19 protein-coding genes are annotated in these 23,259 nt (G+C 49.4%); 18 read left to right on the forward strand and 1 reads right to left on the reverse strand.

Annotated features, from left to right (window positions below; all coding sequences use genetic code 11):
* Positions 1-176 precede the first annotated feature (176 nt).
* Together FYJ45_RS08270 and FYJ45_RS08275 are read left to right on the forward strand one after the other, a co-directional pair.
* Positions 177-869 (forward strand): iron-sulfur cluster assembly scaffold protein, encoded by a 693-nt coding sequence (locus FYJ45_RS08270; RefSeq protein ID WP_021635824.1) that lies wholly within the window; start codon positions 177-179, stop codon positions 867-869.
* Between the two features lie 15 nt (positions 870-884).
* A complete protein-coding gene (locus FYJ45_RS08275) occupies positions 885-1,895 on the forward strand; it encodes a GGGtGRT protein (protein WP_021635823.1) in 1,011 nt (336 codons plus the stop codon).
* A 38-nt stretch (positions 1,896-1,933) separates the two neighbouring features.
* Here the strand turns inward: FYJ45_RS08275 and FYJ45_RS31410 are convergent, their stop codons facing one another.
* Positions 1,934-2,068, reverse strand: a complete 135-nt coding sequence (locus FYJ45_RS31410) for a hypothetical protein (protein ID WP_268890928.1) — start codon at positions 2,066-2,068, stop codon at positions 1,934-1,936.
* 136 nt (positions 2,069-2,204) lie between these two features.
* Here FYJ45_RS31410 and FYJ45_RS08285 point away from each other — a divergent pair, with 136 nt between their 5' ends.
* From FYJ45_RS08285 to FYJ45_RS08360, 16 genes are all read left to right on the forward strand, one after another.
* A complete protein-coding gene (locus FYJ45_RS08285) occupies positions 2,205-2,555 on the forward strand; it encodes an RNA polymerase sigma factor (protein ID WP_154464221.1) in 351 nt (116 codons plus the stop codon).
* Between the two features lie 4 nt (positions 2,556-2,559).
* Positions 2,560-2,661, forward strand: coding sequence for an RNA polymerase sigma factor (locus tag FYJ45_RS33110; protein WP_154464222.1), 102 nt, complete (start codon positions 2,560-2,562; stop codon positions 2,659-2,661).
* A gap of 23 nt (positions 2,662-2,684) precedes the next feature.
* Positions 2,685-4,199 carry a hypothetical protein gene (locus FYJ45_RS08295; RefSeq protein ID WP_154464223.1) on the forward strand — a complete coding sequence of 505 codons (1,515 nt, stop codon included), beginning with the start codon at positions 2,685-2,687 and terminating at the stop codon, positions 4,197-4,199.
* A 215-nt stretch (positions 4,200-4,414) separates the two neighbouring features.
* Complete coding sequence (locus FYJ45_RS08300; protein ID WP_154464224.1) at positions 4,415-4,612, forward strand: hypothetical protein; 198 nt, start codon at positions 4,415-4,417, stop codon at positions 4,610-4,612.
* A gap of 320 nt (positions 4,613-4,932) precedes the next feature.
* Positions 4,933-5,895, forward strand: a complete 963-nt coding sequence (locus FYJ45_RS08305) for a tRNA dihydrouridine synthase (RefSeq protein ID WP_154464225.1) — start codon at positions 4,933-4,935, stop codon at positions 5,893-5,895.
* Positions 5,896-6,235: 340 nt separating this feature from the next.
* The gene (locus FYJ45_RS08310) at positions 6,236-6,526 is read left to right on the forward strand and encodes a hypothetical protein (protein ID WP_235930722.1); all 291 of its coding nucleotides are present in this window, start codon (positions 6,236-6,238) and stop codon (positions 6,524-6,526) included.
* A 37-nt stretch (positions 6,527-6,563) separates the two neighbouring features.
* Complete coding sequence (locus FYJ45_RS08315; protein ID WP_235930723.1) at positions 6,564-8,273, forward strand: hypothetical protein; 1,710 nt, start codon at positions 6,564-6,566, stop codon at positions 8,271-8,273.
* A 14-nt stretch (positions 8,274-8,287) separates the two neighbouring features.
* Positions 8,288-8,557, forward strand: a complete 270-nt coding sequence (locus tag FYJ45_RS08320; RefSeq protein ID WP_021635814.1) for a 4Fe-4S dicluster domain-containing protein — start codon at positions 8,288-8,290, stop codon at positions 8,555-8,557.
* An 81-nt stretch (positions 8,558-8,638) separates the two neighbouring features.
* Entirely contained in the window at positions 8,639-9,316 is a 678-nt protein-coding gene (locus FYJ45_RS08325) for a Crp/Fnr family transcriptional regulator (RefSeq protein WP_021635813.1), read from the forward strand.
* 170 nt (positions 9,317-9,486) lie between these two features.
* Positions 9,487-12,000: an FAD-dependent oxidoreductase gene (locus FYJ45_RS08330; protein ID WP_154464226.1), complete on the forward strand. Its 2,514-nt coding sequence runs from the start codon at positions 9,487-9,489 to the stop codon at positions 11,998-12,000.
* A gap of 600 nt (positions 12,001-12,600) precedes the next feature.
* Positions 12,601-13,020 (forward strand): hypothetical protein, encoded by a 420-nt coding sequence (locus FYJ45_RS08335; RefSeq protein ID WP_154464227.1) that lies wholly within the window; start codon positions 12,601-12,603, stop codon positions 13,018-13,020.
* Between the two features lie 212 nt (positions 13,021-13,232).
* Positions 13,233-14,699, forward strand: coding sequence for a DUF389 domain-containing protein (locus tag FYJ45_RS08340; protein WP_025489799.1), 1,467 nt, complete (start codon positions 13,233-13,235; stop codon positions 14,697-14,699).
* Between the two features lie 102 nt (positions 14,700-14,801).
* A complete protein-coding gene (locus FYJ45_RS08345) occupies positions 14,802-18,998 on the forward strand; it encodes a DEAD/DEAH box helicase (protein WP_154464228.1) in 4,197 nt (1,398 codons plus the stop codon).
* 24 nt (positions 18,999-19,022) lie between these two features.
* Positions 19,023-19,655, forward strand: a complete 633-nt coding sequence (locus tag FYJ45_RS08350; protein ID WP_154464229.1) for a nuclease-related domain-containing protein — start codon at positions 19,023-19,025, stop codon at positions 19,653-19,655.
* Positions 19,656-20,263: 608 nt separating this feature from the next.
* Entirely contained in the window at positions 20,264-22,222 is a 1,959-nt protein-coding gene (abc-f, locus tag FYJ45_RS08355; protein ID WP_154464230.1) for a ribosomal protection-like ABC-F family protein, read from the forward strand.
* Positions 22,223-22,306: 84 nt separating this feature from the next.
* Positions 22,307-23,176 (forward strand): YitT family protein, encoded by an 870-nt coding sequence (locus FYJ45_RS08360; RefSeq protein WP_235930724.1) that lies wholly within the window; start codon positions 22,307-22,309, stop codon positions 23,174-23,176.
* Positions 23,177-23,259: the final 83 nt, after the last annotated feature.

Raw genomic sequence — 23,259 nt, forward strand, 5'->3', positions numbered from 1 at the left:
TTTTTTCAAAAAGGCTGGATTTTTAAGTTGAAATATGAGAAAATAATATGAGCGATTAGGGACAGGTATTTTTGCGGCCTTTTTGCCGCAAAGGTATTTTGTTATCAATAAGGCGCTTTACCATACGGCGCCGCACTGTTTGCTAATACAATCTACATATCGAAAGGAGTTTTCACATGATCTATTCAAAAGAAGTTGAAGAAATGTGTCCAGTAGCACAAGGCGTTGCTCACGGCTGTGCTCCGATCCCTGAAGAAGCAAAATGGGTAAAATCCAAAGAAGTAAAAGACATTTCCGGTCTGACACACGGTGTTGGCTGGTGTGCTCCTCAGCAGGGTGCCTGCAAGCTTACCCTGAACGTTAAGGAAGGTATTATCCAGGAAGCTTTGGTTGAGACAATCGGATGCTCCGGTATGACCCACTCCGCAGCTATGGCAGCAGAGATCCTTCCGGGCAGAACTGTTCTGGAAGCTTTAAATACAGACCTTGTATGTGATGCTATCAACACAGCTATGAGAGAACTGTTCTTACAGATCGCTTACGGCAGAACACAGAGCGCGTTCTCCGAAGACGGACTTCCTGTAGGCGCAGGCCTGGAAGACCTTGGAAAGGGCTTAAGAAGCCAGGTTGGTACTATGTACGGTACTCTGAAGAAAGGCCCTCGTTATCTGGAAATGGCAGAAGGCTATGTAACAGGCATCGCTCTTGACGAAGAAGATCAGATTATCGGCTACCAGTTCGTAAGCCTTGGAAAAATGACAGACTTTATCAAGCAGGGCGACGATCCGAACACAGCTTATGAAAAAGCAAAAGGTCAGTACGGTCGTGTTGCTGATGCTGTTAAGATCATCGATCCGAGAAAAGAATAAGAGGAGGTAGCGAAAATGGCTTTATTTGAATCATATGAAAGACGTATTGATAAAATCAATGCCGTACTGAACAGCTACGGCATCGCTTCCCTTGAAGAAGCTGAGAAAATCACAAAAGACGCTGGACTTGACGTATATGATCAGGTTAAGAAAATCCAGCCTATCTGCTTTGAAAATGCTTGCTGGGCTTACATTGTAGGCGCTGCAATTGCAATTAAGAAGGGCTGCAAGAGAGCAGCTGACGCAGCTGCAGCAATCGGCGAAGGACTTCAGGCTTTCTGTATTCCCGGTTCCGTTGCTGATACCCGTAAAGTAGGCCTTGGCCATGGTAACCTTGGAAAGATGCTTCTTGAAGAAGAAACCGAATGCTTCTGCTTCCTGGCTGGACATGAGTCCTTCGCAGCAGCTGAAGGCGCTATCGGTATCGCAGAGAAAGCAAACAAGGTTCGTAAGAAACCCTTAAGAGTTATCCTGAACGGCCTTGGAAAAGATGCAGCTCAGATTATCTCCAGAATCAACGGATTTACTTTCGTTGAGACAGAATATGATCCTTACACCAACACTGTAAAGGAAGTATACCGCAAATCCTATTCCGAAGGACTTCGCGCAAAAGTTAACTGCTACGGTGCAAACGATGTTTGTGAAGGCGTTGCTATCATGCATAAAGAAGGTGTTGACGTTTCCATTACCGGTAACTCTACCAACCCCACAAGATTCCAGCATCCCGTTGCAGGTACCTACAAGAAGGAATGCATCGAGCAGGGTAAGAAATACTTCTCTGTTGCTTCCGGCGGTGGTACAGGCCGTACACTTCATCCCGATAACATGGCAGCAGGCCCTGCTTCCTACGGTATGACAGATACCATGGGACGTATGCACTCTGACGCTCAGTTCGCTGGTTCTTCTTCCGTTCCGGCTCACGTTGAGATGATGGGTCTGATTGGCGCGGGTAACAATCCGATGGTCGGCATGACTGTGGCTGTGGCTGTTAGTATCGAAGAGGCTGCTCAGGCTGGCAAGTTCTAAGTAAATGACATAAATATATAATTGACCGTACCGACCTTTTATGGTTGGTACGGTTTTTTTTCTGAAAAATCTGTAAATTCTTCGGATATAATTACAGTTTCTTCGATAGAGACAGCAAAATCCGCGGTCATACCAACCATCGGGTTATTACCTGCGCCAATCAGTACTATCATTTTATTTCCCATTAACCAACATATATTTCCATAAAACAGCAATTGCTTCTGTAAATTTTTATAAGTGAAATGGAACCTTTCTCCATACAGGATACTCTTATAATCAGAAGCTTCTGAAAAAGAGAGGTGAAAGCAGGTGCGGATAACAAAAGAAAAATTTGCGGATTTAATCAGAGAATATAAGCTGCCCATGTACCGGCTTTCTTATGGAATACTGCAAAATGAAATGGATGCGGTAGGCGAAGCGGTGATAAAAGCCTATGAGCATCTGGATTCTTTAAGGGAGATCGATAAGTTCAGGCAATGGATTATGATGATTACCGCAAACGAAGCAAAACATATTTTCCGGAAAAGGAAAAGGGTGGAACTGACTGAGGATGTGAGTCGGTATGGAATGACACAAAATGATAAATACGATGAACTGTGGGACATTATATTAACCCTTGATGAAAAATATCGCTCCGTAATCATTTTTATTTTATTATGATCAAATGAAAATAAAGGAAATCAGTGAAATTCTCCATATCACGGAGGGAACCGTTAAATCCAGGATGTCCAGGGCTAAGGATATATTAAAGAAACAGCTGGCATGATTCTGGATGGAAAGGAGCGGACTATGATTGATAATTTTGATAAAAAAATAATGAAGCTGGCTCAAAAGGAAGCGGACAGAACGCCGAAGCTGCCCCAAAACTTTGACGAACATATTGAAAACATCCTGAGCGGACTTCCCAACGGGAAGAAAAGGCGGTTTGCATGGAAGAAGGCGATAATACTTGCGGCAGCATTGGCTGCAACACTGTCTGTTACGGTAACGGCAGCGGTTAATTACGTTAGGAAGCGGATGGAGGCTATGAATGAGGCTGAAAGATCAAGTCATTTCCAGGCATCGCTGAATACCGCACCGGCTGATTTTTATTCCAGGGAGCTGAACGATACGGAAAAAAAGAAAATGGAAGAGCTGAATGAGAAATATTATAACGAGGGCGTATTTCCGGAGGGAACATTGAAACGAATAGAGGCTGCATCGGAATATGATGGGAACGGAGTCGCCTTCCTTGCATCGCGCGGCACATTCTTTTTACCGGAAAAAGAACTGAATGATGAAGAAATCCTGCAAATTATTGATTTCCGGGAAAAACGGGAATTTAGTATACATGAGGCCGAAAGCAAAGCTGCCGCCGGAGATCTGGATGGTTCTGCGTATAATGCAATCTATGAACCGGTACAGATAGAGCTGACGGCTCAGGATCAGGTTATAAATTACAGTGGCGAAATGCGGATTGATGCTGCGGCAGCTTTCGGCAATACTCTTTATATCGGAGAAAGAAGCAATAAAGCGAATGGAAGTCAGGCATGCTTGTATCAGCTGGAGCTTGGCAGTGATAAGCCGGTGCAAATAGAGGTACAGGTGCCTGACGGCATGGATATTTCCATGATGACATGCGATGGAAAAGGGAATCTTTGCCTTCTTCTTACCCAGTCAGAAAATGGTTCCTTTGAGAATGTACGCTCCTGTCTGTGGAAGCTGTCGCCTGAGGGAGAGGAACTTGAAAAGGCTGATATTAATCAAATCAGTGGGACGAAAATGCCTTATCAGGCGATTGCTGCAGATAAGGATGGCAGAATTTATCTGGCAGAATGGAAAGGCGCCAAGAAGAGTCAGAGAATACTGGTTCTGAATGAAGACTGCACCCTGGCAGGCAGCATTACCTGTGACGACGGCGATGTCCGGGGGCTGGGACGGGCCAGAAACGGAGAGGTATACGGAGTGCTTATGGCTGGGCATGAATGGATCCCTACTATAGTTGGCTTTGATATACAAAACTTCACAATTGATGAAAAATACAGCAATGTCCTTCCTGATGATGTGGGAGCCTTTGATACGATGGGAGCCGGGACAAACTCAGATCTGCTAATCTGGGGGCCTTATGGTATTTATACCTATAATATCGGAGACCAGAAGGCTGTTGCCACGCGTGCACAGTATGAACTCCCCGATGGGGCCGCCATGTGTTTTACACCAGGAAGCAGAGCCTTGTTCATTTCCAATAACTATACCGTGAAAGATGGAATTATGGATTTTGATAACTATAGTCTGGAAAAGATATATCTTATGAAAGCAGAATAAATTTCCAGAGATGCAACAGTATTTCACTGTAAGCAAAATTCTACCTGAAATTAAGGAGGGGAAGCTATTGCTCCTCCTCCTTAACGATACTTTCCAGGACGTCAATCAAATCGTAAACGTCATTGATTTGAACGTTTTTGCCCCTTATATAAGCTGGGATTCACTTAAAAGTCATTTTTCATTGCTATGTTTTACCTTGAAAGAAGGTGGCGCTTATGAAGGAAATAAAGGATGTCCCGTATATTGGGATAAAGCTGCAAAATAGCGACGAAGTGAAAAGAAGCGGCGGTGATAGCATTCCTATGAAAAGCTATCTTAGGCTAACGGCGGCATATGAGAAGATACACCGGAAAACAGAGCGTATCACAGAACGGCACTGCTGGGGCTTTTGGGAGAAAGTGAAAACAGTTTAATGCGTTCCCTGTATCTGATAGCGGCCCTGTTGGTTTTGCTGGTGCTTGCGGCCGGGACAGTGATGATATCGCAGAGCTCTCCATCCGGCAGCCTGCCCCGAGAATCTGCGGGATGGCTGTTGTTGATACGATAAATAAGTAGCAGTAGTTCTGCCAAAGCCAGAGCAATTAAAGCAAGATTCTTTTCTTTCCTTATTCATACACAACGTAGTATAATAGGGAAATGAAATTTTGTGTGCAAAATCAAACATTGGACCGGGGAAAAATTCTCCGGCCCGTTTAACGTCACAGGATACATCAATGCAGAAAGGAAAACAGAAATGAAATTATATTTTGCCCCCATGGAAGGAATTACAGGCTACATATACAGGAATGCCTACCATAGTATATTCCATCCCATGGACAAGTATTTTACACCCTTTATTGCGCCGAAGCAGGACAAGACCCTGAATTCCAAAGAACGGAATGATATTCTGCCGGAGCACAATCAGGGGATGTATGTAGTTCCGCAGATTCTGACCAACAGAGCGGAGGATTTTATCCGCACGGCCAAAAAGCTTGCCGAATATGGCTACCGGGAGGTGAACCTGAATCTGGGCTGCCCTTCGGGAACCGTGGTGTCCAAGAAAAAAGGGGCAGGTTTTCTGAGGGAGAGGGAAGCATTGGAACGGTTCCTTGCGGAAGTATTTGAAGCTCTGGATATGCAGATATCCCTGAAAACCAGGCTGGGGCTGGAGGGAGCGGAGGAATTTGGCCTTTTACTGGAAATCTTCAATAAATTTCCGCTAAAGGAGCTGATTATCCATCCCAGGGTACAGACGGATTATTATAAAAATAAGCCCGACTGGGAGGCCTTTGGGAAAGCGCAGGAATTAAGCCGGAATCCGGTCGTTTATAATGGGGACATTTTTACCGCAGAGGATTACCTCCGTTTTTCCTCTGCCTTTCCGCAGACTGAAACGGTAATGCTGGGCAGGGGAATCCTGGCAAATCCCGGCCTGCCGGGAGAACTGGCGGGAGAGGAGCGGCCAGGAAAGCAGGAAATAAAGCGTTTCCTTGAACGGCTGGAACAGGATTACAGAGAGGTGCTTTCCGGCGAACGGGATGTACTGTTCCGGATGAAGGAATTATGGTACTATCTGGGCTGCCTGTTTTCCAACTCTGAAAAATATGTAAAAAAGATCAGGAAAGCGCAGCGTCTGTGCGATTATGAGGAGACCGTCCGCAGTCTGTTCCGGGAACAGGAGATAGCAGAGAACGCCGGCTTCAGGCCTATGGGTTAATTTCATGGCGGATAAGAAAAAAACGGAGCTTCAGCTTTCGAAAAAGCAGGGTAACAGTTCAGGCAGGTTTGCGCATTCACTGCGCAAACCGTGCGAAAACGTAGTGGCAGCAGGCATCCGCCCCTCGCCGAAGGCGACTTATCATGGGCAGATGCAGTAACAGTTCGGCCGAAGGCTGAACTGTTACAAAGCAGGCAAAAGAAATGAAAAATGACTTGCTTTCCTTGTACAGGAATGTTACAATAATATGGCTTTACTGCTTTAAAGCGTGTGCGCAATAAAGCGCACAAAAAGCAGCGAAGCAAAACCCAAGATAAATCATCTAAAGGAGACAGAAATTATGGGGGGAAACACAGTTATTGTAACAATTTGTGTGGTGTATTTCCTGGTCATGATCGGCACGGGAATCTATGCATCCAGAAAAAATAAGAAGGCCTCGGATTTCCTGGTGGCAGGACGGAAGCTGAATGCGCCGATGACGGCAATCACCCTTGCAGCAGTTCAAATCGGCGTGGGGATCGTGCTCAGCAGCGCGACCAATGGCTACAACGAAGGCGTATGGCCCGGAATCTATTACTCTATAGGCTGCGGCGGCGGACTGATTCTGGCAGGGCTTCTTACCGCAAGATGACCACTGGGAATCCGCCTGTACCAATCCCTGTTCCCGGGTGACTCCCAAGGAAATCGCAGAGGCTTATATTGAAGAGCAGGATTATTACAGCAACGGTATCGCCCACTATATCGAATGCAGGGAGGGCTACGACCGTCTGCTGGATATGGAAAGCTTCGGCGGAAAGGTGCGGGACACGGAGGATGAGTTCAAGGGCGCAGAGTTCAGGGATGAAGAAACCAGGCTCATGTTCGCCTATGATTATAAAAACCGTTTTACGCTCCGTGTGTGGGGAAGTACCTTCAAGCCTGCTTTGTACCGTGAGCTGAAAAAGCTTGGTGTGGCCGTTTATGACAGAACGGAAGCCACAGCCCTGCTGACGGCCGTGGTAAATGGGGAAAAAAGAGGGACAGGCGCGCTGGGCATGAATGTGCGTACCGGTAAATTCATGATTTTCAGGGCAAAGGCCACAATACTCACCATGTCGCGTCCCGCCAGGGTATGGCTTTTTAATCCTGACCTGGTTGGACTGTGCGAATTCCGTCCCACCCAGAGCATCGGCAGCGGCCATGCCATGGGATACCGGGCCGGGATCGAATTTACCATGATGGAAAAATCGGTGAAGGGCGAGTTTTCAGCGGCCGGCCGGAGCTTTCCTCCCTATGGCACCGGAAATAACCACAATACCTGGTACGCGGCCACCATGGTGGATGCCAGGGGCGTGGAAATCCCTTATGTGGACCGGGACGGCAAGGAGCTGAAAACCGTATCAGAGCGTTATTATCCTGCGCCCGGGCAGAAATTCTTCCTCAAGGGCGGCGTAATTGACGAAGCGAAATATGAATACAGAGGACCGGAAACCCTGCCCTTTGACGAACTGATAAAACGCGGCTACCAGCTTCCTTTTTATGCGGATTTGAGCCGGATGCCTGAAATGGAACGCAAGGTTATCTGGGGCATGATGGTAGGCGAAGAGGGAAAAACCAAGATCCCGATTCTGGAAAACTATACAAAACGCGGCTTTGACCCGGAAAAGCATATGCTGCAGAGCTACGGAAACGGCTGGCAGTCCGCGGCTTTTCTGGCTCAGGAACGGCAGCTGTTCGGCGCGCCCGGCGGCATCATGCATGACTGGGATCTGAAAACGAATATTGACGGGATCTATGCTGCCGGGGATCAGCTTTTTGCCTCGGACTGCTGTGGTTTTGCTGCCGCAACCGGATATTATGCGGGCAGAAAGGCTGCGGATTCCATAGAAGATGTGGAACTGGCAGTTCCAGACAGGCAGCAAATCGAAGCGGAAAAAAAACGCCTGTATGCGCCGCTTTACGTGGAGGACGGCATGGACTGGAGGGAGCTGAATATGGCGGTTTCCAAGGCCATGCAGAACTACTGCGGCGGAATAAAATGCAGCGCTCTCCTGGAGGAGGGGCTGGCCCTCTTAAACAGCTATGAGAAGGAAGCGGTTCCCCTGGTAAAGGCGGATAACCCGCATGAGCTGATGCGCGCCCATGAGGTGTTTGATATATTAGAGGTTGCAAAAATGATTCTGCAGGCATGTCTGTTCCGGGAATCCAGCTCAAAGCCTCTGTGCTTTGAACGAAGCGATTATCCGCAGATGGACCCGGAAGCCGACAAATGCTTTATCACCATCCGCCAGGAAAACGGGAAAGCCGTGAAGGGAAGAGTGCCGCTTGGATATTTCGGGGATGTGGAAGAGGAATATGAAAAACGGAACCAGGATTATATTGGCGGCAGATTACGGTAGAAGGAGAAGCGAGCATGGAAAAGGAACTGACGGCTTCCGTAGTGCCCTGCAGTGCAAGGCCGCTGAAGTTTGACGAAAGCCTGTGTGTCGGTTGCAACCGCTGCGCCGATGTATGCCAGGTGGATATTATGATACCAAACCCGGTCAGGGGAAAGCACCCTCTTGTTATTTATCCGGGAGAATGTTATTATTGTGGCAGTTGTGTAATGGCCTGCCCGAATAAAGGGGCGATTTCCCTGGAGCATCCGCTGATGAACCAGGCGAAGTTCGTACCGGTGAAATAGGATCGCCTGCGGCGGTCCCTTTTCATTTATCGGGACTTTTTTCAGATATCGGCAGGAAACAGCCGGGAAAGGGGAGAATATATGGAGAAGGAAAAATGTGGGCAGTTGAAAGATTTTTTCCCTTTCTGGGAGAAGCTGACTGCTGCGGAAATGGAAAGTATCTGCCGCAGCGCCGCTGAGATGACGTATTCCAGGGGAAGCTTCATTCACAAGGCTTCGGAGGACTGTGTGGGGGTAATCCTTGTGCAGGCAGGAGCGCTGCGGGTATATATCCAGTCAGAGGACGGCAGGGATATCACGCTTTTCCGTATTGAAGAGGGAGAGGCCTGTATTCTTAGTGCATCCTGTTTTATGCAGGAAATCACCTTTGAGATTCTCATTGACGCAGAGGAAGACAGCAGGGTAACTGTCATCCCCACCGCTGTTTTTAAGAAGCTTTCCGATGAAAATATATATGTGGAAAATTTTATTTATAAGCAGACCACAGAACGTTTTTCCGATGTGATGTGGACGATGCAGCAGATCCTGTTCATGAGCTTTGACCGCAGGCTGGCAGTTTTTCTCATAGATGAGTCCGCAAAGACAGGAAAGGATACGCTGACCATGACCCATGACCAGATCGCCAAATATACGGGAAGCGCGCGTGAGGTTGTTTCACGGATGCTTAAATATTTTGAAAATGAAGGTATGGTGGAGCTGGGCCGGGGCAGGGTCCGGCTGAAAGATAAGAAACGGCTGAAGGAGCTAGCCAGGCAGTAGCGGCAGGAAGGGTGTGTATGGCAGCAGAATCAATCAGCCGTCAAACGTATCTTTTTCCGAATGATGAAGGGCGCAGGGGCCCCTGTATGTTATGTGACCTGGTTACGGAAGAAATACACTCCATAAGGTAAGATGAGTCCATCAGCTTACTGTAAAGGAGTGTATTTTTTATGAGCAAAACAGTGATTATCGGCGGTGTGGCCGGCGGGGCCACAGCAGCAGCAAGACTACGCCGTAGGGATGAGGGCATGGAAATCGTGGTTTTGGAGAAGGGCGGTTATATTTCCTTTGCCAACTGCGGGCTGCCATATTATATAGGAGATATAATCCGAAGCAGGGAGGCGCTTCTGCTTCAGACGCCGGAAGGAATGAAGAGCAAATTTAATATTGATGTCCGGGTGGAGAATGAGGTAACCGCCATCCGGCCCGAAGAAAATAAGGTAACGGTAAAAAACCTGCTTACGGGAGAAACCTATGAGGAAAGCTATGATCACCTGATTATCGCCACAGGCTCATCCCCGCTGAAGCCCGGTATTCCGGGAATTAACGGAGAACATATCTTTACCCTGTGGAATATCGCCGACACAGATCGGATCAAAGCCTTTGTGCAGGAAAACCATCCCCGCAGCGCAGCGGTGATCGGAGGCGGTTTTATCGGGGTGGAGATGGCAGAAAACCTTCATGCGGCAGGGCTTGCAGTATCCATTATAGAAATGCAGAACCAGGTAATGGCTCCCATGGATTATGAAATGGCCCAACTGCTCCATGAAAATATGGAATTGAACGGTGTGAGGCTGCTGCTTGAGGATGGGGTTAAGAGCTTCGGACAGGAGAACGGGCAGGTGGAAATCCTGCTGTCTGGCGGCAGGAAGGTAAACGCGGATATGGTCATTCTTTCCATCGGTGTACGTCCTAACAGCGCGCTTGCCGCCGATGCAGGCCTGGCGCTGAACGAAAGGGGAGGCATTGTGGTCAACGGCCATCTGCAGACCAGCGTCCCCAACATTTATGCGGTGGGAGATGTGATTGAGGTGACTCAGTTTACTACGGGTAATAAAACCATGATCCCCCTCGCCGGCCCGGCAAACAAGCAGGCCAGAATCTGTGCGGACAACATCGCAGGTGATAAAAAAGTATATGAAGGGACCCTGGGCGCCAGTGTGGCGAAATGCTTTGACCTGACGGCTGCCGCCGTGGGAATCAATGAAAAGACGCTCCTCGCCTCCGGGAAAAAGAAGGGCCGGGATTATGACACAATACTGATTCAGCAGAAATCCCATGCAGGCTATTATCCCGGCGCGGTTCCCATGACGCTGAAACTCGTTTTTGATGGGGCGGCAAAGATTTTAGGCGCGCAGATCATCGGTCAGGACGGCGTGGATAAAAGAGTGGATACCATTGCCTCCGTCATGCGTCTGCACGGCACCACAGATGCTTTGGCAGAACTGGAGCTGGCTTATGCGCCGCCCTATTCCTCCGCCAAGGATCCTGTAAATATGGCCGGCTTTGTTGCTGAAAATGTGAGAAACGGGCTGGTTTCCTTCATAGGCGTCCGTGAACTGGAAAAGCTGCAGGCAGATGAGGCTGCGAAGGACACTTACCAGATCCTGGATATCACGGAAAATGTGGAACGCATGGTTTTCGCGCTTCCGGGTTCCGTACACATTCCCCTGGGAGAGCTGCGCGGCAGGCTGGATGAGCTGGATCGTTCAAAGCTGATTATTCCCTACTGCGCCATCGGCGTGCGTTCCTACAATGCGGCCCGCATCCTGCAGCAGTCCGGCTTTCTGAAGGTACGGGTCCTGGAGGGCGGCAGCGCCTTTTATAAATCCTATCACTACAAAGAATATGCGGGAAGCCTTCCGCAAAAGGAGCCGCAGATGAAAGAGGAAAACCTTCCGAAAAAGGAGAGAAGCATAAAGATCCTTGACTGCTGCGGCATGCAGTGCCCGGGGCCTATCATGAAGGTAAATGAAGCGCTCAAAGAGATGGAAGAGGGGGAGCAGCTCTGTGTCACAGCCACAGACATGGGCTTTGCCAGGGATGTGCAGGCCTGGTGCAGCAGAACCGGAAACCGGCTGGTAAACGTGGAAAGAGAAAACCGTGAAAATAAGGTTACGATTGAAAAAGGGTGCAAAAATTCCGCGGAGGGAACCGCTGCGTCAGGCTGCGCCTGTCCGTCCGGTTCCGGAACAACGCAGTATCCTGCCGAAAACCAGGGTAAGACCATCATCGTTTTTGACGGTGATCTGGATAAGGTGCTGGCAGCCTTTATTATCGCCAACGGGGCGGCGGCCATGGGCAGGCCGGTTACCATGTTTTTTACTTTCTGGGGGCTGAACGCACTGCGTAAGCCGGAAAAGGTAAAGGTGAAAAAACCGTTCCTGGATCGTATGTTCGGAATGATGATGCCGAGGGGCACAGGGAAGCTGAAGCTTTCCAACATGAACATGTGCGGCATGGGAACCAGGCTCATGAAAAAGGTAATGAAGGATAAAAACGTAAGCTCTCTGGAAGAGCTGATGCGCCAGGCCATGGCCCAGGGTGTCCGCCTTGTGGCCTGTACCATGTCCATGGACGTGATGGGCATAACAAAAGAAGAGCTTATCGATGGTGTGGAGTTAGCCGGCGTAGCTTCTTATCTGGGAGATGCAGAAATCTCCAATGTTAATCTCTTTGTATAAAATTAAGGGAAAGCAGCAAGCTTTCTGGAGAATACAAAAACTTCATTTGTAAATACAGAATGCAGATGCCAGCCGTTAAGGGCATAGCTCTCCAGTGTTTTCTGAAGCCAACCACCCTTTTCAGGCTGAAATCATAATGGCAGTTGAAACAGATTTTTACGCTGTCGCCGACCAGTTCGTGACAGTTAGGGCATTCCTTCATATTTTACCTTTCTGCGCAAGGCGCACCTGTCGTTTGGTTTCTGTCTGTATTATAACTGGTATTATGCAAATATACTCTGATGGCAGGCGGTACCGTAATGCTGTGTGTCTATGACACAATCAAATAGTTTTAATGATGTTTTTCCATCTCGTGCAGATTCAAGTTGCCGGAACCCTGAAAGGAATGTATAGGCATAGGTATCAATGAAACGAACTGAAAAGCAGGGAGGACGGGCTTATGTGTCAGTTGGGGATGAAGGCAGCGGAGATGATTGATTTGTATATTACTAATATAACCGATACTATTTTGTCGGGCGCCAAAAATACGGTATGCCAGACAGAGTTATATTTTTTCCAGACCCTATGGGAAATTCACTCGGAGGATTCGATACGCTGTTTATGCCGGTTGGAAGAACGGATGCGCAAGCTGCCAATGCGTATGTCAAAAAGCCGATCGGAATACCGGAGCCATTAAAATTTCCCGCATACATCGTCGGCGCTTTTTATGAGGACAAGCTGGTCGGGCTGATACGCGCCATGTTTGACGGATTATCGGCAGATATCCGGGAATTCTGTCTGGAATGTGAGCTTCAGGGGGATAATCTTAAATATAATAACGGTTCTGTAATTGAACAGGATAAATATGGGATTGCAGGCCGTATGGGGAACCTGCTTACCGAAGAACTCCGGAAACTGGGAAATACTTTTACGGTTGCCTATATTGTGAAAGGGACGGAAGAGGATATCTACCGCTCCATAGGATTGAAGCATAATCAGGGACATGCCGTCTATTACAGGGATGAAAGGCCTTATGTATAAATGGGGAAATATATGACGCGTATTCAAGGCAGTCAGGAAAGCAGCAAATGTGAAGGGACCGGACAGTTTCAGGAAATTTTAAAAACAGTTCCTGAAAATATTAAAAATTCGTTTGGATTCTATCACGGAACGCGATATAATAGGAAAGTCAAAACATTACTATTTTCATAACAAATTACATAAAAGAAACCCATGGAAGGCGGTACCACGAAATGAACCAGCTGCGGAAAATATTGATCGACACCTTTAATCTGAACACGGACTGTGCATCTCAGGAGGAAATAGCGGACAGAATAAAGAGCGGAGGGCAGCTGAGGGGAACGAACATGTGCATTATGATTTTAGCCATGTTTATCGCTTCCATTGGACTGAATATGAACAGCACCGCGGTTATTATAGGGGCAATGCTGATTTCTCCGCTCATGGGCGGGATCATGAATATAGGTTACGGGATTGCCACCTATGACATGGCATATGTCAGACATGCGTTTATGAAGCTTGCCTTCCAGGTGGTGTTCTGTGTGATGGTATCCACCGTATATTTTATGCTGTCGCCTATAACCGCGCCGTCCAACGAGCTGCTGGCCAGAACCTCGCCCACCATATGGGATGTCCTGATAGCCGTTTTCGGCGGCCTTGCAGGAATTATCGGAACTACAAGGGAAGAAAAGGTAAGCAACGTTATCCCCGGTGTGGCAATTGCCACCGCCCTGATGCCGCCCCTTTGTACGGCGGGCTATGGCATCGCCCGTCATTCCTGGAAGTTTTTCGGCGGGGCCATGTACCTCTTTTTCATTAACTGCTTTTTTATCTGCCTTTCGGCTGTGGTGGTCCTCAAGATCATGCATGTCCATGCAAAGCAGGAAATTTCTGGGAAGGTGCTGCGCAAGCAGAAAATATATGTGATGCTGGTAGGGATTATCACTGTGCTGCCAAGCGTCTATTTAGCCTACCAGATGATCAATACCAGCGCGGTCAACAGCCAGTTTAGCAGCTTTATTTCCAAACAGTTTGATTTTGATGAGACGCAGGTGGTTTCCAAAAGCCTGGATACGCAGAACGGAATCATACGCGTGGCTGTGGTGGGCAAGCGCCTGGACAGCGCCACACGGGATGCAATCGAACAGTCTCTGGCAGATTACAGCCAGCTAAAGGGCATGAAGCTGTACCTGACGCAGACGGAATTTACGGGCGGTATCAGTAAGGAAGAGGTGGAAAACCTGATTAATTCGGAAATTGCGGCAGGAGAGGAAATCCAGCTGGATTATGAGGAAAAAACCAAGGCATTGTCAGAGAAAACAGAGCTGTACTGGCCTGCCTATGCCCAGTTTTCCTTCAGCGCCTCTCTGAAGGAACAGCTGATGGACGAACTCCCCCTTTTCTATCCCCAGATCAAGGACCTGGACTGTGCCGCGCTGGGAGGGCTGGATGAAGAGAAGAAGGTGGTTGTGGAAAAATACCTGCTTATCCTTCAGACAGATACTCCCCTGGATAAGGCGCAGCTTGAAAAAATAGAAGAATGGGCGTCCCGGATTATTGGACAGGAGGTGACAGCTTCCTGGCGGCTGCTTCCGGGAATTTCCGAAAATTCCGTATCAGCTAACAGTATCTCTGAAAACAGCGTGCCGGAAGAAAATAGTGCGGAGAATCCGGATGCAGAGGAAGCGGATGAAATATAAATAAAAAGCGGCAGACAGAGGAAAAAGGCGGCAGTTCAGTTTTAGAACTGTTGTCGAAATCCGTCTGTCAGTCCCTTTTACAGTAATGAATGAGGAATATGAATGACGGATATGCGGACAATTTTTGATAAGACAACTGCGGACTGGTTTGCGGCTGCGCTGGGAGAACCCACTCAAGTGCAGAAGGAAGCCTGGCCTGCGATTGCAGGAGGAAAGCATGCGCTTGTATCAGCTCCCACAGGAACGGGCAAAACGCTTTCCGCCTTTCTTGTGTTCATTGACAGGCTGATGAAGCAGGCGAGAGAGGGGACGCTTCCAAGGAAGCTGCAACTGATATACATTTCGCCGTTAAAATCCCTAGCAGGCGATATCAGGGAAAATCTGCGCCGTCCTCTGGACGGTATTTCCGGCGGCGGGACCGATCTGATCGACGTGGCGATCCGTACCGGAGATACGCCCCAGAGGGACAGGCAGCGCATGGTGAAATATCCGCCGCACATTCTGATTACCACGCCGGAATCCCTGTATCTGATGCTCACAAGCAAATCAGGACAGTCTGTGCTTAACAGCGCCAGGGCCATTATCCTGGATGAGCTTCACGCCATGATTGATACCAAACGCGGAGCGCATCTGATGCTTTCCGTCGCCAGGCTGGATAAAATCTGCGAAGCGCCTCTGCAGCGCATCGGGCTTTCAGCAACCATAGAACCGCTTTCCCTGGCGGCGGCCTATCTGTCGCCTGATCCGGTAACCATTGTGTCCCCAGGCATGAAAAAAGAAGTGGAGCTTGTGATAACCAGTCCCTTTGCGGATGCCGCTAAGGGGAAACGCAAGGATCCTGTCTGGGAAGAGCTGGCGGAGCTGGTCTACCGCCATTGTCAGGGAAGCCGCAGCGTCATCGCTTTTGTGGAGGGACGCCGTTATGCGGAAAAACTGGCTTACTATGTGAATCTTCTGGGAGGAGACGGCTTCGCCAGGGTTCATCATGGCAGCCTGTCAAAAGAACAGCGTTTTGAGGTGGAGCAGTCGCTGCGTGACGGAAGCCTGCGCCTTTTGTGCGCCACCTCTTCCATGGAGCTGGGCATTGATGTGGGAGAAATCGACCAGGTGCTTCAGGTCGGCTGCCCGAAAACCATTTCCGGCACCATGCAGCGGCTGGGCCGCGCCGGGCATAACCCGGGGCGGGTGAGCGTGATGTATCTTTTTCCCCGTACAGCGCCTGAGGGCGTTTGGTGCGGCATGACGGCAGAACTGGCCAGGCGGGGCGGGGTGGAGCATGCCAATCCGCCTAAAGGCTGCCTGGATGTGCTGGCGCAGCATCTGGTATCCATGGCGGCTTTCCGCGGTTATGAGGTGGATGAGGTTATGGAAATCCTGCCGCGCGCTTATCCCTTCCGGGAAATAACCAGGGAGGATGTCCACTCTGTTCTTGGCATGCTGGCAGGGGATTTTGAGCATGACAGGGATATTCCGGTCCGCCCGAGGATATTATATGACAGGATTCACGGGCGTGTGGAGGGAGACGGATACAGCCGGATGCTTGCCGTATCCGCCGGAGGTACCATACCGGATAAAGGTCTTTATACAGTACGTACAGGCGATGGAGTCAAGGTGGGGGAGGTAGACGAGGAATTCGTATACGAATCCCAGAAGGGCGACCGTTTTCTGCTGGGCGCTTTTGCATGGAAGATTCAGGATATCAGCCGGGATTCGGTCACCGTTGCCCAGGCGCCTTTGGAGGGAGCCAGAGTGCCGTTCTGGAAAGGAGAGTTAAAAGGAAGGGATCTTCGTACCAGTAAGGCCTTTGGCCGTATTTACCATGAATTGCAGGAGGCCTGTGAGAAAGGGACCCTGGTTCAGGCGCTGAACAGGCTTGGGTTGGATGATGCGGCCGCTGATCTGTCAGCTGGCTTTATTAAAAGACAGGTCCAGGCAACGGATGGCCTGCCTGACGATAAGACGATTCTTGTGGAGCATTTCCGGGATCAGTCCGGCAACGCGCAGATTATGATACATTCCCTGTTCGGCAAGCGTGTAAATGCGCCGCTTGCGCTGCTTCTGCAGCAGGCTGCCAGGCAGCGGGCCGGCATCAATGTTGGCTGTGTGGAGGAAGAGGATGGCATCCTTCTATATTCCTACGGAGAGGAGCGGATGCCGGAGGGCCTGCTTTATCAGGTGGATCCGGAAAGTGTGGTTCCTGTTTTGGAAGCCCTTCTTCCGGCAACGCCTATTTTCGGTATTGCTTTCCGTTATAACAGCGGCAGGGCTTTGATGATGGGGGTCAAAAAAAGCGGCAGGCTTCCTCTGTGGATGCAGCGTCTCCGCAGTGCGGAAATGCTGGATACGCTGGTAAAGGATACTTCCGGAGGAGTGTCCCTGGAGAAGGCTCATCCGTTGATCCGGGAGACAATGCGGGAATGCCTGACACAGATCTGGGATCCGGAGGGAGTGAAGGAGATTCTTCATGACATCCGATCCGGCGCAATCAGCGTACGCGAATTCCATTCGGAAACACCTTCTCCCATGTCACTTCCCCTGCAGTGGGCACAGGAAGCCGCGGTCATGTATGATTATTATCCCACCACCAGAGGAGTCCAGGCTGCGGTGGAGGATGAGCTGAAGCAGGCGCAGATGATTGCCGCAGGGAAAGAGGAACTGGCGGATGTGCAGCAACGCCGCCATCTTCCGGAGGATGAAAAGCAGCTGCATACCCTGCTGATGACAGAAGGAGATCTTACCGCCGGGGAACTGGAGGTCCCTGTGGAGTGGCTGGAAAGTCTGGCTGCCCAGGACCGGGCGGCATATCTTGAGCCCGGACTGTGGATAGCCATGGAACACAGGGAGGAGTATCTCCTTGCGCTTTCCGTCTGTGAATCAGAGGATGGGGAACTTCTGCCGCTTGCAAAACCGGAAACGGACACAGAGACGGTCCAGGCACGGCTTCACATTGTCAGGCGGCTGCTCAGATACCGGGGAGGGCAGACCGCCTGGCAGACGGCACAGCGTTATTTCTGGACGGAAACAGAAGCCCTGGAAATACTGAACGAGCTTGTCTGCCGGGAAGAGGCCGTGGAAAGTGAAGGTGTGTATTATCATGGAAAGCTGTATGACAGAGCCCGCAGGCAGACTCTGAAAAACAGGCGAAACCAGATACAGACACGGCCTGCCGCCTCCTATGAAGCGTTGCTTCTTTCCAGAATGAGTATTCATGCGCCTTCCGGGGAACAGCTGGAACGGACCTTATCCATATTTGCAGGACACCCTTTCCCTGCGTCATTATGGGAAAGCGTTATTCTGCCGGCGAGAGTGAAGGGCTACAGAGAGTCCCTGCTGGACGCCATTTTAGCTGAAGGCACCTTTTTCTGGCATATGGAGGAAGGCGGTATGCTCCGCTTTGATGATCCGGAAAACACTGACTGGGAAGCGGATCTTTCCCCTAATCTGGAAACGTTATCGGGAAAGGAACAAATTATCTACCAGGCTCTGTTAAAGCGCGGCGCCAGCTTTATGCAGGCGCTGAAGGGTCTGCTGGAAGGGGAATCTCCCCACGGGATTCTGCTCTCCCTTCTGGAAAAGGGACTTGTATATGCGGACAGCTTTGTCCCCGTCAGACAGTGGCTTGACCGGGATAAAATAAAAAAAGCAACCGCGAGGCAGCGGGTGAACGCGCGCGTAATGGCTCTGCAGGCAGGGCGCTGGGACGTGGTAAGGCCTCAGAAGGAAACAAACGGCCAGGAATGGGAACGCTGCTTTGACCGCAGCATTATTTTGTGCCGGGAAACTGTGGCTTCCTGGAATATGTCCTGGCAGGCGGCGCTTTCCGTCCTGCGTATCCGGGAATATACGGGCCAGGTCCGCAGGGGGTATTTTGTGGAAGGTCTTTCCGGGGCACAGTTTATCCGGGAAAAGGATTTTCACAGTACAGTACTGGCCCTGGAAAAACCGGAGCAGGAAATAAAATGGCTGAATGCGTCTGATCCGGCGCAGATCTGGGGAAAGGTGCTGACGCATCAGGAGGGGAAAGGCTTTACCTGCATTCCCGGAACCCTGGTTGCCATGAAGGGCGGAAATCCCATTGCGGTCATGGAGCGGCAGGGAAAAACACTCCGCTTTTTCGGCGGATGTCCGCCGGAGGAATGCCTTGCGCTCATGCAGCTGTTTGCGGAGGATTTCCGGCAGAAGCGTATTTTTGCCGGATTGAAACGGATTGTTGTGAAGGATTATCCCGCAGAAGGGGCCGGCGCGCTGTCCGGCGCCGGTTTTATCAGAGAAATGCAGGATTACGTCCTGTACCGTTAGTGCAGGAGGAAAGCGGCGGAAATTATGCTGAGCTTACTCGTTTTAATTTTGTTGTTTATTTATATGTATAAAAAAAGAGCCTCCTATAATCCCTATGATGTAAAGTACAGTCACAGCTCTTATTATGAATGCTCCTTTACTAAAAGGGAAACCTGTACGGAGGAGATTCTGGATATTCTCAGGCCTGTGGCCGGATATAAAAGGATTCTGACAGATCTGTGTCTGACGGATGAATTGGGCCGGACCGGCGGTGCGGATGTGGTGATGATCCATGAATCAGGTATTTATGTAATTTATTCCGGGAATTTCCCGGGAGTGATCTCCGGCAATCCGGAAGGGCGTTACTGGATACAGTCCTTCCGGGAGAGCTGGTTTCTTTCCTGCCGCAATTATCTGTATAATCCTTTCCTGGAAAATAAGCGGATTCTGGACCGGATGCAGTGGGAGTTTAAAGACATGCCCTGGCTTCCTTATTATTCCATTGCGGTCTTCGGAAAGGCGGGCTTACTGGCTACGGCCGGATATATGGGAGAAAACCGTTTTGCCCTGCCTGTTTATGCGCTTTCTGCGGCTGTGGCGGATATATTCCGCCATAACAGACGGTTTCTGAAGGCTCAGGACATAGACCGCGTGTGCGAACGGCTTGAAAAGCTGTAGGGACTGGATTTCGTTTGTCGAAGAGTTTGAGATTTCGGCTTGCTTTTATTGTTATGTCATGTTATTATAAAACACAAAGATTGCAGAGGAAGGAAAGAAAGATGGTCGGATTTGTTCCTGGTCATACAATTTTAGACAGATTGCCGATATCTATGTGCGGAATTATACATGTTTATTCCGGATCACAGGTGGAGTCTGCCCAAAATTGCATATCAGGAAGTGAGCAACCGAAACCGGAGGCCGCGTTTTGTGCGGCAGGGTAAGTGATTTCTGAACTTGGTTTTCCGTATTTTTTCAGTGCGGGAAGCGGCGATCGAGAAATTATAGAATGATATCAGGATCCGGGCGGTATTGCTCCCCGGGTCTTTTTTTGTATATCTGAGGATTATATGGATGGATATGGTGAACAGCCGGCAGGGCTTTGCATTTTTTTGTGCGGGGCCGCGGGGTGTTTATCGTATACAGAAGGAGAGGCCCTGGCAGGCTGCGGTAAATTATGGCAGCCTGTTGGTGCTTTTTTTATGGCGGCAGAACGTGTGACAGGCGCGTTGGAGCCGGCTCAGGCAGGATGAGGGGAGTGGGCCGGTTCGGGAAGAAGGAGAGTAAAAATGATAGAGTTATCATGCAGTCAATTGAAAAAGTATTATGGAGCACAGCTGGTGCTTGAAAACATTACCTTTGAGGTGCAGGAGGATGAGCGGGTGGCCGTAATTGGAAAAAACGGCTGCGGGAAATCCACCATTCTGAAGCTGATTACCAGAGTGGAGGCGCCGGATGAAGGATGTGTATCCATCCGCAAAAATGCGGTGACAGGTTATCTGGAGCAGATGCCTGTTTATGAAGAGAAAATGACGGTAAGGCAGGTGTGCGAGCAGGCTTTTTGCGAGTTAGTAATGCTGCAGGAGCAGATGCAGGCGCTGGAAAGAGCGTTGGAGAATGCTGCAGGTTCCGGGGGCGAAGAGGATATTGATGTTCTTTTGAAAAAATATACTCTTTTGCAGGAAAGGTATGAGGCAGGCGGCGGATATGAAATGGAGGAGCGTTTTGCGCGTATCTGTACGGGGCTTAAGCTGTCCGGCGAATTTCTGGAGGCGGAGTTCAGGACGCTCAGCGGAGGAGAAAAGACGCTGGCCTGCCTGGCAAAGGTCCTTTTGCAGAATCCGGATATCCTGGTGCTTGATGAACCTACGAACCATCTGGATATGTCCATGCTGCAGTGGCTGGAGGAATATTTGAAGAACTATAAAGGGACTGTGCTTATGGTTTCCCACGACAGATATTTTCTGGATGCCGCGGCTACCAGAATCCTGGAGGTAGAGGACGGGACGGCCGTGGAATATCTGGGGAATTATTCTTATTACCTGGAGGAAAAGGAACGGCGCAGGCAGCGGCAGCTGGATGCTTACAAGGAACAGCAGAAGAAAGTTAAGGCTATGGAAAAGGCAATCAAGGATATGCGTTCCTGGGCCGCGCAGGCTGATAATGAGAGTATGTATAAGCGGGCGGCTTCCATGCAGAAGAGGCTGGATCGGATGGAAAAAGTGGAGCGTCCGAAAAACGAGGGCCCGGGAATGCGGGTAACTTTTGAGGAGGGTGAGCGTTCCGGAAAGGATGTTCTGCTGTTGGAAGGCGTTGCAAAAAGCTTTGGTAATAAAAAGCTTTTTTCCAATCTCGATCTGGAGGTGTATTATCAGGAACATGTGGCTCTGCTTGGAAGAAACGGGTGCGGAAAGACAACGCTGCTCCGTATGATACTGGGAGAGCTTCCGGCAGACGCAGGGAGCATCCGTGTGGGCGCCAGCGCCAGAATCGGCTATCTGCCGCAGCAGGTGCATTTCCCCAGGGAGGATGTGTCCGTATTGGAGGCCTTTCGGGATGGATTGGTTATCGGGGAGGGCAAGGCACGTGAAGAACTGTCCAGATATCTTTTTACCGGTGAAAGTGTTTTTAAAAAGGTGGAAAATCTGTCCGGCGGCGAGAAAAGCCGACTTTATCTGGCCAGGCTGATGCAGACCGGGGTGTATACTCCCGGAGAAAATAGCCAGGGCATCAATTTCCTGATACTGGATGAGCCAACCAACCATTTGGACATTCTTTCCAGAGAAAATCTGGAAACAGCGCTGGAACAATTTAAGGGGACGCTTCTTATTGTATCCCACGACAGGTATTTCCTGAACAAAATGGCTGACAGGATGGTGGAAATCACGCAAACGGGCGCCTGCAGCTATGCCGGCAATTATGAATATTACCGGCAGGAAAAGGCAAAAAGAGCCGCCATGCCAAGTGCGCCCGCTCAGGAAACGGAAAAGAAAACGGAAAGGAGGTGGGAAACAAACACTGTCCCGGCTAAACCGGCTGCGACAGGAAGCGGACGGAACCAATACCGCCAGAAGCAGCTGGAGCAGGAAATCAGGATGCTGGAGAAATTAAAAAACGCCTGCGAGGCCGATACGGCTGCGGCAGGAACTGATTATGAGCGGCTGCTGGAGCTGGAAGCTGAGAAAAAAAGACTGGAAAACCAGATTGATGAAAAAATGGAGGAATGGCTGGAATTGACGGAAGGGTAAAAATGAATGATAATAAAAGGGAACATTTTAATCGTTCCTTTCAGGAAGCGTCCTGAAAAAAGCAGGTAAAAGGAGAATGGAACTATGGAAAAGAATCAAAAAAAGCAGGCAAAACAGGCAGGATGGTTTATGGAAATGCTGGTATTGACAGCAGCGGTAGCCGTTATTTCGGCGGCGGTATATTTTTTCCTAATACCCAGCCATGCTTCGGTGAGCAGTATTTCCGGATTGGCCATAGTGCTTTCCAATTTTGTTCCCTTATCCATATCAGCCATCACAATGATTTTAAATGTGATACTTTTGGTGATTGGTTTCTTTACCTGCGGAAAGACCTTTGGTGTCAAGACGGTCTACACAAGCATTCTTCTGCCCGTATTCTTAGGCATTTTTGAACGGGTACTGCCGGATAACCAGTCAATGACGGGCAGCGCGGAGCTGGATGTGGTCTGCTATATTTTCGTAGTCAGCATCGGGCTGAGTATTTTATTCAACAGAAATGCTTCTTCCGGCGGGCTGGATATTGTAGCTAAAATCATGAATAAGTACCTGCATATGGAATTGGGTAAGGCTATGTCTCTTTCCGGAATGTGCGTGGCGCTTTCCTCCGCCCTGATTTATGACAAAAAGACGGTAATCCTCAGCATCCTGGGAACCTACCTGAACGGCATGATTTTGGATCATTTTATCTTCGGGCAGAATGTAAAACGGCGGGTCTGCATCATCACAAAAAAAGAAAGACAGCTGAGAGATTTTATTATCAATACCCTGCACAGCGGCGCTACCGTCTATGAGGCAATCGGCGCTTACAATCTGGAAAAGCATAATGAAATCATTACTATTGTAAATAAAAGCGAGTACCAGAAGCTGATGAATTATATTAACCATGAGGACCCGGAGGCATTTATTACGGTTTATACGGTCACAGATATGCGCTACCGGCCGAAGGTTTGGTGATATTAGAAAACAGGAGAAAATAAATGAACTATTTTAATGAAAACAAAAAGGCCTGGGAAGAGGCCTTCGAACACAAACTTCCC

The organism is Eisenbergiella porci (assembly GCF_009696275.1).
In the GTDB taxonomy this organism is placed as follows: domain Bacteria; phylum Bacillota; class Clostridia; order Lachnospirales; family Lachnospiraceae; genus Eisenbergiella; species Eisenbergiella porci.

Bases quoted from the DNA above. Each gene is read 5' to 3' on its own strand.
- FYJ45_RS08295 (WP_154464223.1), top strand. From the start codon at position 2,685: ATGATTGATAATTTTGATAAAAAAATAATGAAGCTGGCTCAAAAGGAA.
- abc-f (WP_154464230.1), top strand. From the start codon at position 20,264: ATGATAGAGTTATCATGCAGTCAATTGAAAAAGTATTATGGAGCACAG.
- FYJ45_RS08340 (WP_025489799.1), top strand. From the start codon at position 13,233: ATGAACCAGCTGCGGAAAATATTGATCGACACCTTTAATCTGAACACG.
- FYJ45_RS08320 (WP_021635814.1), top strand. From the start codon at position 8,288: ATGGAAAAGGAACTGACGGCTTCCGTAGTGCCCTGCAGTGCAAGGCCG.
- FYJ45_RS08270 (WP_021635824.1), top strand. From the start codon at position 177: ATGATCTATTCAAAAGAAGTTGAAGAAATGTGTCCAGTAGCACAAGGC.
- FYJ45_RS08350 (WP_154464229.1), top strand. From the start codon at position 19,023: ATGCTGAGCTTACTCGTTTTAATTTTGTTGTTTATTTATATGTATAAA.
- FYJ45_RS31410 (WP_268890928.1), bottom strand. From the start codon at position 2,068: ATGATAGTACTGATTGGCGCAGGTAATAACCCGATGGTTGGTATGACC.
- FYJ45_RS08275 (WP_021635823.1), top strand. From the start codon at position 885: ATGGCTTTATTTGAATCATATGAAAGACGTATTGATAAAATCAATGCC.
- FYJ45_RS08305 (WP_154464225.1), top strand. From the start codon at position 4,933: ATGAAATTATATTTTGCCCCCATGGAAGGAATTACAGGCTACATATAC.
- FYJ45_RS08310 (WP_235930722.1), top strand. From the start codon at position 6,236: ATGGGGGGAAACACAGTTATTGTAACAATTTGTGTGGTGTATTTCCTG.
- FYJ45_RS33110 (WP_154464222.1), top strand. From the start codon at position 2,560: ATGAAAATAAAGGAAATCAGTGAAATTCTCCATATCACGGAGGGAACC.
- FYJ45_RS08360 (WP_235930724.1), top strand. From the start codon at position 22,307: ATGGAAAAGAATCAAAAAAAGCAGGCAAAACAGGCAGGATGGTTTATG.
- FYJ45_RS08330 (WP_154464226.1), top strand. From the start codon at position 9,487: ATGAGCAAAACAGTGATTATCGGCGGTGTGGCCGGCGGGGCCACAGCA.
- FYJ45_RS08325 (WP_021635813.1), top strand. From the start codon at position 8,639: ATGGAGAAGGAAAAATGTGGGCAGTTGAAAGATTTTTTCCCTTTCTGG.
- FYJ45_RS08335 (WP_154464227.1), top strand. From the start codon at position 12,601: ATGCCGGTTGGAAGAACGGATGCGCAAGCTGCCAATGCGTATGTCAAA.
- FYJ45_RS08345 (WP_154464228.1), top strand. From the start codon at position 14,802: ATGACGGATATGCGGACAATTTTTGATAAGACAACTGCGGACTGGTTT.
- FYJ45_RS08300 (WP_154464224.1), top strand. From the start codon at position 4,415: ATGAAGGAAATAAAGGATGTCCCGTATATTGGGATAAAGCTGCAAAAT.